Consider the following 14519-nt stretch of genomic DNA (forward strand, 5'->3'; position numbering starts at 1 on the left):
CTCACTTGTTGTCGGTGTCCTTGCTGGGCTGGACGCGCTTGGGCTCGCCGGGCATCTTCGGATAGTTCGGCGGGTACGGCATGTCGCCGAGGCCGTGGTCGTTCTCGTCGCGGTCGGCCAGTTCGAGCAGGGGCTCCAGCGAGAACGCGGCGTCGTCGATGGCGGCGTGCAGGTCGCCGACCTTAGCGAACCGTTCGGGCATCGTCGCGATGGTGAGGTCGCGCGGGTCGACGTCGCCCAGCTCATCCCAGGTGACGGGCGCCGAGACGGGCGCGTGCGGGGCCGGGCGGACGCTGTAGGCCGAGGCGATCGTGCGGTCGCGGGCGTTCTGGTTGAAGTCGATGAAGATCTGCTCGCCGCGCTCCTCCTTCCACCAGCGGGTGGTCACCTGGGTCGGGGCGCGCCGCTCGACCTCGCGGCCGAACGCGAGCGCGGCCCGCCGCACCTCGGTGAACGTCCAGCGCGGCTCGATCCGGATGTAGATGTGCACGCCGGACTTCCCGGACGTCTTGACGTAGCCGGTGTAGCCGAGCTCGCCGAGCACGTCGCGGGCGGGGCCGAGCGCGACCCGCACGGCGTCGGCGAAGTCGGTGCCCGGCTGCGGGTCGAGGTCGATGCGCAGCTCGTCCGGGTGGTCGACGTCGCCCTTGCGGACGGGCCAGGGGTGGAACGTCAGCGTGCCGAGGTTGGCGGCCCAGGCGATCACGGCGACCTCGGACGGGCACACCTCGTCGGCGTACCGGCCGCTGGGGAACTTGATCCGCGCGGTGGGCACCCAGTCGGGCGCGCCCTTGGGGATGCGCTTCTGGTAGAACGCGTCGGACTTGCCCGCGCCCATGCCCGCCTGGCCGCGGGCGTAGTCCTCCCGGGTGGCCATCTTGGCCCCCTCGAAGACACCGGCGGGCCAGCGTTCCAGCGTGGTCGGCCGGTCGCGGGTGGCGCGCAGGATCCCCTCCCCCACGGCCAGGTAGTACTCCACCAGCTGCCGCTTGGTGTAACCGTGCTGCGGGAAGTACGGCTTGTCGGGATTGGACACCTTGACGAGCCGATCCCCGACCGGGATCTCGATGAAGGGCGAGGCCATAGGTGCACGTTAACCCAGGGGTGCGACATTCCCCCGGAGGCGCCGGGTACGTTCGAGGGCATGGAGAAGATCCGCAAGAGCGAGGACGAGTGGCGGGCCGAGCTGTCGGCCGAGGAGTACCACGTGCTCCGGGAGGCGGGCACCGAGAAGCCGTTCACCGGTGAGTACACCGACACGAAGACCGTCGGCGTCTACCGGTGCCGCGCCTGCGGCACCGAGCTGTTCCGGTCGGAGACCAAGTTCGAGAGCCACTGCGGCTGGCCGTCGTTCTTCGCGCCCGCCGACTCGGACGCGGTCGTCCTGCGCGAGGACCGGTCCCTGGGCATGGTCCGCACCGAGGTGCTGTGCGCGACGTGCGACTCGCACCTCGGGCACGTGTTCCACGGGGAGGGCTACGGCACCCCGACCGACGACCGCTACTGCATCAACTCGATCTCGCTGACCCTCGAGCCCGCCGAGTAACGCCGGTCGGCGCGGCCGGGCGAATTCCGGCAAACCCCCCGAGCGTGCCGCGCGTCCAAGAGGCGACGGCACGCCCTGAGGGGGTCCCCATGCACGGTCCCTACGAGATCGCGTTCCTGTCCGGCCGCCAGAAGCGCGTCGTGCAGACGGCGCTGCTGGCGCTGTACGAGCGGGGCGTCGTCCGGGTGTCCCGGCTGACGCACCGCGTCGACACCGCCGTCCGCGAGGACGACGACGCCCCCGCGCTCCACCCGGTGGAGGCGGCGCTGCTGAAGAAGGTGCCGCGCACCGGAACGCCGCTGGCCGACCTGCTCGTCTTCGCCGGGACGGCCGACGCGGTGTGGGACGTCTGCGACGCCCTGATCGACGGCGGGCTGCTGGGCGCGGGGTTCCCGCGCCGGCTCCGGCCGACGCGCGAGGGCCGCGCCGTCCTGGCGGCCGCGCGGCGGGGCGTCCTGCCCGGTTTCCCGCCCGGCGGGACGTCCGCGGACGTCGGGCGGCTCGCCGCGCTCGGGCCGTCCGCCGTCGAGGACGCCAAGATGCGCGCGGTGCTCTGCGAGCCGCCCCCGAAGCGGGTGCGCCTCTCGCGCGGCGGTTTCCGCTCGCGCGGGTGGAACGGTCTCGACCCCGCGTCGGTCGACCTGCGGTACGGCCACGGCGGCGACCCCGGCGGCGACGACTCCGGCGGCGGGGGCGGCGCCCCCTGACGGCCGGTCCTGACGGCCGGTCCCGGCGGGCGGCCGCCGGGCGCCGGCGGCCCTACGGGAGGGACGCGATGAGCTCGCCCAGCGGCTTGCGGCGGCCCGTGTAGAACGGGATCTCCTCACGCGTGTGCAGGCGGGCCTTCGCGCCGCGCAGGTGCCGCATGAGGTCGACGATCCGGTGCAGTTCGTCGGCCTCGAAGGCGAGCATCCACTCGAAGTCGCCGAGCGCGAACGCCGAGACGGTGTTCGCGCGGACGTCCGGGTAGTCGCGGGCCATCTTGCCGTGCTCGGCGAGCATGGCGCGGCGCTCCTCGTCCGGCAGCAGGTACCACTCCAGGGACCGGACGAACGGGTACACGCACACGTACGCGCGGGGCTCCTCGTCGGCGAGGAACGCGGGGATGTGGCTCTTGTTGAACTCGGCCGGGCGGTGCAGCGCCATCTGCGACCAGACGGGCTCGCTCGCGCGGCCCATGGCGGTGCGGCGGAACCGGCCGTAGACCTCCTGGAGGTCGTCGGAGCTCGGCGCGTGCCACCAGAACATGTAGTCGGCGTCGGCGCGGAGCCCGGCGACGTCGTAGAGGCCGCGGGTGGTGACGTCCTTGCGGGCCGCCTGGTCCAGGAGGTCCTGCACCTCGGCGGCGTCCTTCTCGGCGATCTCGCCCGGGCGCGCCACCCGGAAGACCGACCACATGGTGTAGCGGATCTGCTTGTTCAGGTCGCGGGCCTTCGGCTTCGCCGCGGACTCGGTCATCTCGCTGCTCCTTCTCGACTGCGCAGGTGGTCCAGCACCCGGTCGGCCGCCGCGCGCGCCGTGGCGAGGCACGCGGGGACGCCGAGGCCGTCGTAGGCCGCGCCCGCGACGGCCAGCCCGGGCTGCGCGGCGACCGCCGCGCGGACCCGGGCGACGCGGTCGGCGTGGCCGACGTTGTACTGCGGGAGCCCGCCGCCCCAGCGGGTCACCCGGGTGGCGGCGGGCACGTCGGCGGCGCCGCAGGTCGCGGCCAGCTCCGCCGTCGCCGCCGCGATCAGCTCCTCGTCGGTCCGCTGCAGGGTGTGCTCCTCGCCGAACCGGCCGAGGGAGCACCGCACGGCGACGAGGCCGGGCTCGCGGTCGCGCAGGTGGGGCCATTTCACGGAGCTGAACGTCACGGCCTTCACCCCGTTGGTGTTCTCCACGGCCGGGACGAGGTAGCCGCTGCCCGCCGGGAGCGACGGGAACGCCGCGACGGGGTAGACGAGGGTGACGATCGCCATGCTCGCGTACTCGATCCCGGCGAGCGCGCTCGCGGCGGCGGGCACGTCGGGCTCCAGCAGCCGCGCGGCGGGCGCGGCCGGGACCGCGACCACCACCGCGTCGGCGTCCAGGGCCTCGGGCGCCCGCGCGGGCCCGACCGTGAGGCGCCAGCCGTCCGGGCGGCGCCGCAGCTCGCGGACCATCGCGCCGGTGCGGACGGTGCCGCCCGCGGCGGCCAGGTCGTCGGCGACCAGCCCGGGCAGCGCGCCGAGGCCGCCGGGGAGGCTGGCGAAGACGGGGCCGGGGTCCTTCGGGGCGGCGTCGCGGACGCTCTGCACCGCGTCGATCAGCGACCGGTGGGACCGCGCGGCGGCGGCGACGGCCGGCATCGTCGCCTCGAACGACAGCAGCTCGGTGCGGCCCGCGTAGACGCCGCCGAGCAGCGGCTCGACGAGCCGGTCGACGACCTCGGAGCCGACGCGGGCGCCGATGTAGTCGGCGACGGACACGTCGGCGCCGAGCGGCGTCTCGGGCAGGACGCGGTCGAGGGGCACCCGGGCGAGCCCGGCCGGGGACAGCACCTGCGCCGCGGCGAGCGCCTTGAGGTCGGAGGGGACGCCCATCACCTGGCCGGACGGGATGGGGCGGAGCGCGCCGCGGCTGCGGATGCCCGACGAGGTGGTGCCGGGGTGCACCAGATCGTCGGTGCGGCCGAGTTCGCGGAGGAGGCCGAGGCCCTCGGGACGGCGCGCGAGCATCGACTCGGCGCCCTCGTCGACCGGGAGCCCGGCGATCTCGCCGACGCGCAGCTTTCCGCCGATCCGGGGGGAGCCCTCCAGCACGGTCGTCCGGACGCCCGCACGGGCGAGGAGGCGTGCTGCGGCGAGGCCCGCGATGCCGCCTCCGATGACGACGGCATGGGACGTGGTCATGTCTCCACCTTTCCAGACGCCCCGCCGGATCGTGCACCGGGGCGCCCGCTGCGGGGCCGGGCCGTGCCCGTTTTGTGCCCCGGATGACAAGCGGACGACACTCCGCCAGTGAATACTGGCACCCATGGACTTCCGGATCTTCCTCCGCCGCACGGGCGCGGGCGTCGGCGCGCTGTGCACCGGCCTCGCGCTGGCCGTGCCCCCGGCCGCCGCCGCCCCCGCCGTGCCCGCCGCCCCCGCCGCGGCGGCCGGTGCCGCCGCCGAGACCGTCGGGCTCTCCTCCGTCGGACTCCCGTTCTTCTGGCCCAACAACTACCTGTACGGCCTCGCCGCCGCTTCCCCCGACAGCGTCTGGATCAGCGGCGTCCAGGGCGAGCTCGTCGTGCCCGGCCCCATCCCCGGCACGGGCCGGACCGTCCCCGGCAACCCGGTGGTGCGCCGCTGGACGGGCGACCGCTGGGTCGAGTACGACCTCGGCGGCCTGTCCCGCCGCGGCACCATCACCGGCGTGCACACCGCCGGGCCGGAGGACGTCTGGATCAACGGCACCCGCTACCTGGACGGGTCGGCCTGGGAGGGCTACCCCAGCGAGCCGTACGTCGCCCGCTTCACCGGGACCGCCTTCACGGAGGTCGACCTCCCGGAGGGCGCGACCTCCGCCGGGCTCCGGGTGCGGGGCTCGGACGTCTGGCTGCTGAGCGACGGCGGCGTCTACCGCCGGACGGGCGACGCGTGGACGCACGTGGCGCCGCCGGCCTTCGAGCCGAACGCGCTGGGCTCCATCGACATCCGCGCGGACGGCGACATGTGGGCGCTGGGCCGCGACCGGCGCGGCGACGGGACGGTCGCGCGCCGCTTCGACGGCCGCGCGTGGCACGACGTCCCGATCGAGCAGCCCCCGGGATCGGCGTCGCTGACGAGCGTGCTCGGGGTGTCGCCCACCGAGGCGTGGGCCGTCGGCACCAACCGCCGCACGTCCCCCGCCACGCCCGTCATCATGCGCTGGGACGGCGCCTCCTGGACGAACGTGGAGCCGCCCGCGGGCCTCAACGAGCTGGACGAGCTCGTTGAGGGACCGGACGGCACCGTCTGGGCCCAGGGCCACTCCCTGCACGAGCCCGCCGAGCCCGGGCTGCTGCGCCTCGCCGGCGGGACGTGGGAGCGGGTGCGGACGACCCCGGCGCCGAACCGGGACAACTTCAACGGGCGGGCGCTGGCCTTCGTCCCGGGCACCGGCGACCTGTGGCTGCTGGGGACCGTCGACATCGGCGGGCCGATGGTGCTGACCGGCCGGGCCGCGGGCCGCTGACCGGCCGGCCCGCCCGGGTCGCGGCCGGCCCGGCGGGGGCGCCGGCCGTGACCCGGGCGTGCCCGGTTCGTGCCCGGATCGCGACGCGCCCCGCGGAACGGTGATCTGCGCCACCCCGTCGAAGCCGCATGCGGATCGCGAGAAGCGTCAGGCAAGCGACATTCGTGGTGGTCACTCTGCTCCTGGCCGGGCTGCTCGCCGGCTGCTCGGGCGGGAGCGACACGGCGGGCTCCGCGCCCGCCGAGGCCCGCGACGAGGGGACCCGGCAGGGCGGCGGCGCCGCCCCGCAGAAGGAACGGCACACCTCCGGCGGCGAGGAGGACGGCGGGACCGGCGGGGAGCGGGGCGCCCGCGGGTCGGACGCGAAGCTGCCGTCCGCGGCCCGCGCCGTCGTCTACACGTCCGAGCTCAGGGTGCGCGCGGACGACGTGGAGAAGGCCGCGGGCAGGACCAAGCAGCTCGCCGCGGCGGCGGGCGGGTACGTGGGGCGCGAGTCGGCGAGCAGCAGCCCGCCGCGCGCGGAGATCACCCTGCGGGTCCCCGCGGACCGCTACGCGGACCTGCTGGCGCGGCTGGGTTCGGAGCTGGGCGAGAAGCTGTCGCTGACGCAGGAGGCGGAGGACGTCACGGCGGAGGTCGCCGACGTGGAGAGCCGCGTCCGGTCGGCGGAGGCCACGCTCGCGTCGTTCCGCAAGCTGCTGGAGCGCGCCGACTCCCTCGACGAGATCATGAAGCTGGAGGACGAGATCTCCGACCGGGAGTCGGACCTGGAGTCGCTGCAGGCCCGGCACAAGGCCCTCCAGGAGAGCACCAGCTACGCGACCCTCACCGTCACCCTGGTCGGCAAGGCCGAGCCGAAGGCCGAGCCCGAGAAGGAGGAGGCGGGCGGCTTCCTCGGCGGCCTGCGGGACGGTTGGGACGCGTTCAGCACGTTCGCCGGCGGGCTCGCGACCATGCTCGGCTGGCTGCTGCCGTTCCTCGTCACGCTCGCGGTCTTGGCCGTCCCGGTCTACCTGCTCCGGCACCGCCTGCGCGCGCGGTTCCGCGCGTGGTTCCGCGCGCTGGCGAACCCGAGCGGGCCTCTCGCGCCCGCGCCGCACGTCCCGGGCGCCCCGCACGTCCCGGGCGGCGCGCCGGGTGCCCCGGGTCCGGGTGCCCCGGGTCCGGGCGTCCCGCCGTCGCAGCCGTCCGGCCCGCCGCCCTCGGGCGACACCGGCGGCACCGGCGGGAAGCCCTGACCGGTGCGGACGTCAGGAAAGGCGTTCCGCGCTCGCCTCGTGGACCAGGTCCGCGAGCCGGGCCAGGACGTCGGGATTCGTCGACGGCAGCACGCCGTGCCCGAGGTTGAAGATATGCCCCTCCGCCGTGCGGCCGCGGGCGAGGACGTCGCGCGCGCGCTCCTCGACCGTCTCCCACGGGGCGAACAGGATCGCCGGGTCGAGGTTGCCCTGGAGGGCCTTGCCGGGCTCGACGCGGCCGACGGCCTCGTCCAGCGGCACCCGCCAGTCGACGCCGACGACGTCCGCGCCCGCCTCGCCCATCGGGCCGAGCAGCTCGCCGGTGCCGACGCCGAAGTGGATGCGCGGGACGCCCAGCGGCTCCATCGCCGCGAAGATGCGGCGGGTGTGCGGCAGCACCGACGCGCGGTAGTCCTGCTCGGCGACCGCCCCCACCCAGGAGTCGAACAGCTGGACGGCGCTCGCGCCCGCGGCGACCTGGATCTTCAGGAACTCGATCGTGAGGTCGGCGAGCCGCTCCATGAGGGCGGACCACAGCTCGGGCTCGCCGTACATCATGGCCTTGGTGCGCTCGTGGTTCTTGGACGGGCCGCCCTCGATCAGGTACGAGGCGAGCGTGAACGGGCCGCCCGCGAAGCCGATCAGCGGCGTGCCGCCCAGCTCGCCGACGAGGCCCGCGACGGCCTCGCTCACGTACGGGACGTCGTCCGGTTCGAGCGGGCGGAGCGCGCCCAGGTCCGCCGCGTCCCGGATCGGGTCGGCGATCACCGGGCCGACGCCCGGCTTGATGTCGAGGTCCACGCCGATCGCCCGGAGCGGCACCATGATGTCGCTGAAGAAGATCGCGGCGTCCACGGCGTACCGGCGCACCGGCTGCATCGTGATCTCGACGATCATGTCGGGCCGGGTGCAGGACTCCAGCATCGGCACGCCTTCGCGCACCCGCAGGTACTCCGGCAGCGACCGTCCCGCCTGCCGCATGAACCACACCGGCGTGTGCTCGACGGGCAGGCGGCGGCAGGCGCGCAGGAACGGGCTCTCGTTGGCAACCACGTCTGAGATGGTCCCACGAAACCCGTACGGCCACGCACCGGCCCCGCACTCCGGCGGAGCGCGTAGAGTCCGGCGCGGCGACGCGCGTACGCCCGGCGGGCGCATGAAGTTCCGGACACGCCGAGCGAAGTCCCGCATTCTGTCGGCGGCTCGTGCCAACGTGATCCGTGTCATAGGTGAGGGAGGTTCCCCCTTGTACTGCTCCACCTGCGGTGATGAACGTATGTTCGAGCAGCCGCCGTGTCCCGACGGGCACGGCCCCGACTGTCCGGAGCGCGCGTGCGTCGACTGCGGTACGGCCGTCCTGGTCGGTCCCGACCCGGCCCCCGATCCCGCGCGCGCCCGCGACGACGCCCCCTCCCGCCCGTCCGCCCGCCGCACCGCCGGCGCGTCCGGCGGCGGCGCCTCCACGCGGACCGCGGCCTGACCGGCCCGGCCCCCGAAACGAAACAACCTGTGCTGTGCCTGTTCCCCCTCCATCTCCGCCCGTCGCCGCGCGCGGCGGCCACCCGATCCGGCGTCGCCTTCCGGACGCCCGCCCGCACGCCCCGGCCGGTGCGCCCGTGACGCCGCCCGCCTTCCAGCGGGTCCTCGACACGTTCCGCGAGATCCTCGAGGCCCCGGCCGTCCGGCCGGAGCTCGACCTCGAGGACATGCCCGCCCCGCAGCGGCTCGCGCCGCACGCGGCGGCGCTGTCCGGCAGCGTCTACCGCGACGACGACACCGAGGTCGCCACCGGGCGGCTCATCGTCCTGTACGACCCGGAGGGCCAGGACGGCTGGACGAACGGGTTCCGCGTCGTCGCCTACATCCGCGCCGACCTCGAGCCCGACATCGCCGCGGACGAGCTGATCGGCTCCGTCGCGTGGGACTGGCTGCTCGAGGCCCTCGAACCGGTCGGCTACGCGGGCGTGTCCGGGACGATCACCCGTGCGGTCTCCGAGAGCTTCGGCGACAAGCACGGCGAGCCGTCCACCACCGAACTCGAACTGCGCGCCTCGTGGTCCCCGACCGGCGACGACGTGGCCGGTCACGTCGCCGCGTGGATCGAGGTCATGTGCACGACGGCGGGCCTGCCGCCCACCGGAGTCGCCGCGCTGCCGGGCGGACCCGGCGGCGGAGGCGGCTGAGCGACGTACGGTAGGGGGCGTGAGCACAGCGTCCGAAACCGAGGCGGCGGGGGAGAACACGGAAATCGTGGGAATGTCCGAGACGCGCGCCACCGGCCCCGACGGTGGTTCCGGCGCGCGGAAGGCGGCCGGGAGCGTTCCAGACCCCACCGGGGGCGACCCGCCCGCCACCGATGCGTCCGCCGTCCCCGGCGTCTCCGGCGCCGTGGCGACCGGCACCGAGACGTCCGGAGCCGGGGCTTCCGGCGCCGGGACCGGCGGCGGCGAAGCGTCGAAAGGGCCTCCCGAAGGCGCGCCGGCGGCCGTCCCGCTGCTGGAGCCGCGCGAGGGCGTCCCGCCCGTCGTGGCCGACGCCGCCGAGCTGGAACGCGTCATCGCCGCGTTCGCCGCCGGGCACGGCCCGGTCGCGGTCGACGCCGAGCGCGCGTCCGGCTACCGGTACGGGCAGCGCGCCTACCTGGTCCAGCTCCGCCGCGCCGGGGCCGGCACCGCGCTGATCGACCCGGTGGCCTGCCCCGACCTGTCCGGGCTGGACGCCGCGCTCGCCGACGCCGAGATCGTCCTGCACGCCGCCAACCAGGACCTGCCGTGCCTCGCCGAGGTCGGGCTCGTCCCCCGGCGGCTGTTCGACACCGAGCTGGCCGGGCGCCTGCTCGGCTACCCCCGGGTCGGGCTCGGCTCCATGGTCGAGAACGTGCTCGGCTTCCTGCTGGAGAAGGGGTACTCGGCGGCCGACTGGTCCAGCCGCCCCCTCCCCGAGGACTGGCTGCGCTACGCGGCGCTGGACGTCGAGCTGCTCGTCGAGCTGCGCGACGCCCTGCACGGCGAGCTGGCGGCGGCCGGGAAGCTCGAATGGGCGCTGGAGGAGTTCGCGGCGATCCTCGCGACGCCGCCGAAGCCGCCGCGCGCCGACCCGTGGCGGCGCACGTCCGGGATCCACCGGATCCGCAACCGGCGGGCGCTCGCGATCGTCCGGTCCGTGTGGGAGATGCGCGACAAGATCGCGCGGGAGCGGGACCTGTCCCCCGGCCGGGTGCTGCAGGACGCCGCCATCATCGAGCTCGCGCAGCAGGCCCCGCAGACGCTCGCCGACCTGCAGGCCCTCCCCGCCATGCGGGGCCGCGCCGCCCGGCGGCACCAGTCGGCGTGGCTGCGCGCCGTCTCCCGCGCCCGCGAGCTGCCCGACCGGCGGCTGCCCGCCGCGAACGTCCCCGGCGACGGCCCCCCGCCCGCGCACCGCTGGGCCGACCGCGACCCCGAGGCCGCGAAGCGGCTCACCGCCGCGCGCGCCGTCGTCGCCGGCCTCGCCGAGGACAACTCGATGCCCGCGGAGAACCTGCTGCAGCCCGACGTGGTCCGGCGCCTCGCGTGGACGCCGCCGGACGAGCCGTCCGCGTCGGTGGTCGGCGCGGAGCTGCGGCGGCTCGGGGCGCGCCGCTGGCAGGCGGCGCTCACCGCGCAGCCGATCGCGCGCGCGTTCCTGCGGCTGGAGACCAAAGGCGATCTGTGACGTCCGCCGGCGCCCTCCCCGGCCGCGCGCCGGGGAGGGCCGCTACAGGTCGGGGAGGGGGTCGCGCGGCAGGCTGTCGCGGTCGAAGACCTCCGCGTCGGCCGCGTTGACCACGGCGATGTACTCGTCGTCGATCTCGAACTGGCCGCCGGCGAACATGAACGACGCGCCGTCCCCCGTCTCCACCGGCCCGATGCGGGTGCCGCGCGGGTAGCCGCCCCACACGCTCTTCGGCTTGGTGCGGCTCAGCGCGCCCGTCGTGATCACCGAGATGCGGTCGTCGGTGACGACGAAGATGAATCCGGCGCCGCCGCCGTGGCTCTGCGCCGGGAAGATGTAGCGGATCTCCCCGTCGATTCCCAGGAAGTCGCGGCAGGTCTTGCGAAGGGGGCCTGGCACGGGCATGGCGGTCGGGACACCTCCCCGGGGGCGGGACGTCGTCGGCGATCCCAATCATGCCCCGACTCGTCACGCCGTGGCCAGCGCCTCCGTCGGCGACGACCGCGCCGCCCGCATCGCCGGATACAGCCCCGCCGCCGCGCCGACCAGCAGCGTCGCCGCGAACGCGCCGCCGAGCGCCCAGCCCGGCACGACCGGCGGCCACCCCCGGACGAGCGCGAACCCCGCGGTGACCGCCGCGCCGAGGACCGTCCCGGCCGCCCCGCCGACCCCCGACAGCAGCAGCGACTCGGTGAGGAACTGCGCCCGCACCTGCCCCCGCGTCGCGCCCAGCGACCGCCGCAGCCCGATCTCGCGGCGCCGCTCCAGCACCGAGATCACCATCGTGTTCGCGACCCCCACGCCGCCGACGAGCAGCGCCACCGCCCCGAGGCCCAGCAGCAGCCCGGTGAACGCCCCCGCCGCCGCGGCCTTCGCCTCCAGCGCGTCCGACGGGCGGCTCACCCGCACCTGCTCCGGGTGCCGGGGGTCGGCCGTCCGCGCGAGGGCGTCCCGGACGTCCGGCACCGCCCCGTCCGCCGCCCGCGCGTAGACCGTCGTCGGGTGCCCGTCGAATCCGAGGTACCGTTCCGCCGCGGCCCACCCGACGAGCACCGACCGGTCGATCTCCGGGGCGAGTTCCGCGGGCGCCAGCACCCCGAGGACCGCGAAGTCCCGGCCGCCGATCCGCACCTGCGCGCCGGGCCGGTCGACGCCGAGCCGCCGCGCCGCCTCCGCCCCGAGCACCGCCCCCGGGTACCGGGCGGTCGCGCCGTCCAGCGCCCGTCCCGTCTCCGTCCGGACCCGCAGCGTCCCGGGCAGCCCGGCCGTCGCGGCCTGCACGGCGATCCCGTGCGTGACCTCCTCGGGGATCGCGGTCGTCCGCCGGACGGTCGCGTCCACCGCGCCCGTCGCGGCGACCGACGTGACGCCCTCGATCCGGCCCGCCATGCCCGGCGCCGCCCGGGGAAGCCGCGCCTGCTCCCCGAACAGGGTCTCGCCGGGCCCGGCCGTCAGCAGGTTCGTGCCGAGCCGGTCCAGGCGCCGCAGCAGGTCCTCCTGCCCGGACGCGGAGATGCCGATCACCGCGGTCATCGCGGCGATGCCGAGGGCGACGCCGAGCGCCGACAGCACCGCCCGTCCCGCCCGCGCCCGCAGCCCGGCGAGGGCCGTGCGCCCCACGTCCGCGGGCGCGAGCCGCGCCGGCCGCGGCCCGCCGCTCATCGGACGCCCCCGCGGTCCGCGCGCTCGTCCGCGACGACGCGGCCGTCGCGGACGCGGACCCGGCGGGGCATCCGCGCGGCGACCTCCGGGTCGTGCGTGACGACCGCGACCGTCGTCCCGCCCCGCGCCAGGTCGTCCAGCAGCGCCAGCGCGCCGGCGCCCGCCGCGCTGTCGAGGCTGCCGGTGGGTTCGTCCGCGAGCAGCAGGTCCGGCTCGCCGACCACGGCGCGCGCCACCGCCACCCGCTGCCGCTCCCCGCCCGACAGCTCGTGCGGCCGGTGCCCGATCCGCGCGCCGAGCCCCACCCGTTCCAGGGCCGCCCGCGCCCGCTCCCGCCGCTCCGCCCGCCGCACCCCGGCGTACAGCAGGCCGTCGGCGACGTTGTCGAGCGCCGGCACGCCGTCGGCGAGGTGGAACCGCTGGAACACGAACCCGATATGGCCCGCCCGGAGCGCCGACAGCTCCCGGTCCGACAGCCCCGCGACGTCGTGCCCGGCGATCCGCACCGTCCCGGCCGTCGGCCGGTCGAGCGTCCCGATCACGTGCAGCAGCGTCGACTTGCCCGACCCGGACGGCCCCGCGATCGCGGTCGCCGACCCCGCGGCGATCACCAGGTCGACGCCCCGCAGCGCGGCGACCCCGCCCGGGTACTCCTTCACCACCCCGGAAAGCTCCACGATGTTCATCCGGCGGGCACCCCCACCCGCACGCCGTCCGCGAGGCCCTTCCCGGCGACCTCGACGCGACCGCCGCCGAACGCTCCGACCGCCACCGGCACGACCCGGGAGCCGGCGCCCTCCACGACCTCGACCCCGAACCCGCCGTCCCGCAGCGCCAGCAGCGCCTCGACCGGCACCGACAGGACGTCCTCGCGCCGTTCGGCCACGAGCTCCACGCTCACCGGCGCCTCGTCGAACCGGCCGTCGTACTCCACGGCGATCTCGACGTCCACCGTGGTCGGCGCGTCCGGCCCGCCGGTCTCGGCGACCGCGCCGACGTCGGCGATCACGCCCTCGACGCTCGTCCCGCCCGGGAGGTCCACGGTGGCCTTCGCGCCCTTCTCCGCGAGGTCCTGCCGGTCGGCGTCCAGGTCCACGTGCACCACGCGTTCCGTGCCGGACACGGTGAGGACGGGCTGCCCCGGCGACGCCCGGCCGCCCTCGGGCGCCTTCGCCTCCCGGACGAGGACGGCCCCGGCCTGGAACACCACCTGCGACGGATCGACCGTCCCGGTCACCTGGAGGTTCCGCTCGTCCTGCCAATCCCGGACCGCGTCCGCGGTGGCCGCGGTGAAGTCGCCGTCCACGGTCATCCCGTCCCCGTGGCCGAGCGCCTTCAGGTTCTCCTCCAGCGCGCGGACGTCCTTGCCCGCGCTGCCCTGCCCGAGGGCCCGGTACATGGGGGCCTTCCCGTACATCAGCGTCACCGGACGCCCGTCGATCGCCACGAGCGTCTCCCCGCGCCCGATCTCCGCGCCCCGCGCGGGCGTCCACGTGACGACGCCGCTCGCCGCCGTCCACACGTTCCGGACGCCCGCGTAGGTGAGCGTCCCGTCCACGGACTCGGTGTCGACCAGATCGCCCCGCTGCACGGGCGCCGTCGCGGGCGGGCCCGTCCGTCCCGCCCGGGCCGGCTCGTCCCCGGCCGCCCAGACGGCGGCGCCCGCGGCGACGCCCACGCCGACGACCGCGCCCGCCGCGACCGCGGCGCGCCTCACCGCCCGGTCCCCGGGAGGACCTTCTCGCACGCCTCGCGCGCCCGGTCGAGCCGCTCCGGGTCGATGTCCCCCTCGGGCAGCCGCACCGTCCCGTCCGGCGCGGGATCGGGCATGCCGACGCCGTTCTCCCGCATGCACCGCGCGAACTCCACGTACCGGTCGCGCACCTCCGGGTCCTTCAGGTCCGGCAGCACTCCCCCGGCCTGCAGCAGCGACCGGCACTTCTCGAGCGCCTTCTCCGGCTTCTCCCCGCCGGCGTTCTTCCGGAGCATCCGCGCGTCCTGCTCCCCGGACCCGGGATCGGGCACGTCGACCCCGTTCTCCCGCATGCACCGCGCGAACTCGAGCTTCGCGTCCTCCGCGGCCATCGACCCGGCCGGCGACGCCCCCGCCCCCGCCGCGTCCCCGCCGCCGCACCCGGCGAGCCCCACCACGATCGGCACGGCCGCCGCCACGGCCCACACCACTCGACGTCCCATGG

General features: G+C 76.1%; 16 protein-coding genes. 7 read left to right on the top strand and 9 right to left on the bottom strand.

Annotation, left to right across the window (positions count from 1 at the left end; translation table 11 throughout):
- Position 1 precedes the first annotated feature (1 nt).
- Entirely contained in the window at positions 2-1084 is a 1083-nt protein-coding gene (locus H505_RS0101275; protein ID WP_026400513.1) for a DNA polymerase domain-containing protein, read from the bottom strand.
- Between the two features lie 60 nt (positions 1085-1144).
- Here H505_RS0101275 and msrB point away from each other — a divergent pair, with 60 nt between their 5' ends.
- Positions 1145-1546 (top strand): peptide-methionine (R)-S-oxide reductase MsrB, encoded by a 402-nt coding sequence (msrB, locus tag H505_RS0101280; protein WP_026400514.1) that lies wholly within the window; start codon positions 1145-1147, stop codon positions 1544-1546.
- 44 nt (positions 1547-1590) lie between these two features.
- Positions 1591-2253: a TIGR04222 domain-containing membrane protein gene (locus H505_RS0101285; RefSeq protein ID WP_281173397.1), complete on the top strand. Its 663-nt coding sequence runs from the start codon at positions 1591-1593 to the stop codon at positions 2251-2253.
- Positions 2254-2305: 52 nt separating this feature from the next.
- On the opposite strand, the gene hemQ is transcribed toward H505_RS0101285, so the two are convergent.
- Together hemQ and hemG are read right to left on the bottom strand one after the other, a co-directional pair.
- Positions 2306-3004 carry a hydrogen peroxide-dependent heme synthase gene (gene hemQ, locus H505_RS0101290; RefSeq protein WP_026400516.1) on the bottom strand — a complete coding sequence of 233 codons (699 nt, stop codon included), beginning with the start codon at positions 3002-3004 and terminating at the stop codon, positions 2306-2308.
- Positions 3001-4419: a protoporphyrinogen oxidase gene (gene hemG / locus H505_RS0101295; protein ID WP_026400517.1), complete on the bottom strand. Its 1419-nt coding sequence runs from the start codon at positions 4417-4419 to the stop codon at positions 3001-3003. Before hemG ends, hemQ begins: the two co-directional genes overlap by 4 nt.
- Positions 4420-4543: 124 nt before the next feature.
- Here hemG and H505_RS0101300 point away from each other — a divergent pair, with 124 nt between their 5' ends.
- On the top strand, positions 4544-5728 hold the full coding sequence (locus H505_RS0101300) for a hypothetical protein (protein WP_026400518.1): 1185 nt from the start codon (positions 4544-4546) through the stop codon (positions 5726-5728).
- Between the two features lie 164 nt (positions 5729-5892).
- Positions 5893-6966 (top strand): DUF4349 domain-containing protein, encoded by a 1074-nt coding sequence (locus tag H505_RS39225; protein WP_211238372.1) that lies wholly within the window; start codon positions 5893-5895, stop codon positions 6964-6966.
- A 12-nt stretch (positions 6967-6978) separates the two neighbouring features.
- On the opposite strand, the gene hemE is transcribed toward H505_RS39225, so the two are convergent.
- Entirely contained in the window at positions 6979-7995 is a 1017-nt protein-coding gene (gene hemE / locus H505_RS0101310; RefSeq protein ID WP_267898555.1) for a uroporphyrinogen decarboxylase, read from the bottom strand.
- Between the two features lie 247 nt (positions 7996-8242).
- On the opposite strand from hemE, the gene H505_RS39230 reads away from it, so the two are divergent.
- The 3 genes from H505_RS39230 (at position 8243) to H505_RS39235 (ending at position 10659) form a co-directional block, all read left to right on the top strand.
- Positions 8243-8446 carry a hypothetical protein gene (locus tag H505_RS39230; RefSeq protein ID WP_064743435.1) on the top strand — a complete coding sequence of 68 codons (204 nt, stop codon included), beginning with the start codon at positions 8243-8245 and terminating at the stop codon, positions 8444-8446.
- Between the two features lie 136 nt (positions 8447-8582).
- Positions 8583-9149 carry a DUF3000 domain-containing protein gene (locus H505_RS0101325; RefSeq protein ID WP_026400520.1) on the top strand — a complete coding sequence of 189 codons (567 nt, stop codon included), beginning with the start codon at positions 8583-8585 and terminating at the stop codon, positions 9147-9149.
- Positions 9150-9222: 73 nt separating this feature from the next.
- Positions 9223-10659 (top strand): ribonuclease D, encoded by a 1437-nt coding sequence (locus H505_RS39235; RefSeq protein WP_084549706.1) that lies wholly within the window; start codon positions 9223-9225, stop codon positions 10657-10659.
- A gap of 42 nt (positions 10660-10701) precedes the next feature.
- Here the strand turns inward: H505_RS39235 and H505_RS0101335 are convergent, their stop codons facing one another.
- The 5 genes from H505_RS0101335 to H505_RS0101355 all read right to left on the bottom strand — a co-directional run bounded on the left by H505_RS0101335 (position 10702) and on the right by H505_RS0101355 (position 14517).
- Positions 10702-11064, bottom strand: coding sequence for a hypothetical protein (locus tag H505_RS0101335; RefSeq protein ID WP_026400521.1), 363 nt, complete (start codon positions 11062-11064; stop codon positions 10702-10704).
- Positions 11065-11127: 63 nt separating this feature from the next.
- Positions 11128-12321, bottom strand: coding sequence for an ABC transporter permease (locus H505_RS0101340; RefSeq protein ID WP_026400522.1), 1194 nt, complete (start codon positions 12319-12321; stop codon positions 11128-11130).
- A complete protein-coding gene (locus tag H505_RS0101345; protein ID WP_026400523.1) occupies positions 12318-13007 on the bottom strand; it encodes an ABC transporter ATP-binding protein in 690 nt (229 codons plus the stop codon). The genes H505_RS0101340 and H505_RS0101345 overlap by 4 nt, the downstream gene beginning before the upstream one ends.
- Positions 13004-14038, bottom strand: a complete 1035-nt coding sequence (locus H505_RS0101350; RefSeq protein WP_026400524.1) for a peptidoglycan-binding protein — start codon at positions 14036-14038, stop codon at positions 13004-13006. Before H505_RS0101350 ends, H505_RS0101345 begins: the two co-directional genes overlap by 4 nt.
- Positions 14035-14517, bottom strand: a complete 483-nt coding sequence (locus H505_RS0101355; RefSeq protein WP_064743439.1) for a hypothetical protein — start codon at positions 14515-14517, stop codon at positions 14035-14037. Before H505_RS0101355 ends, H505_RS0101350 begins: the two co-directional genes overlap by 4 nt.
- Positions 14518-14519: the final 2 nt, after the last annotated feature.

Source organism: Actinomadura rifamycini DSM 43936 (genome assembly GCF_000425065.1).
Taxonomy (GTDB): Bacteria; Actinomycetota; Actinomycetes; order Streptosporangiales; family Streptosporangiaceae; genus Spirillospora; species Spirillospora rifamycini.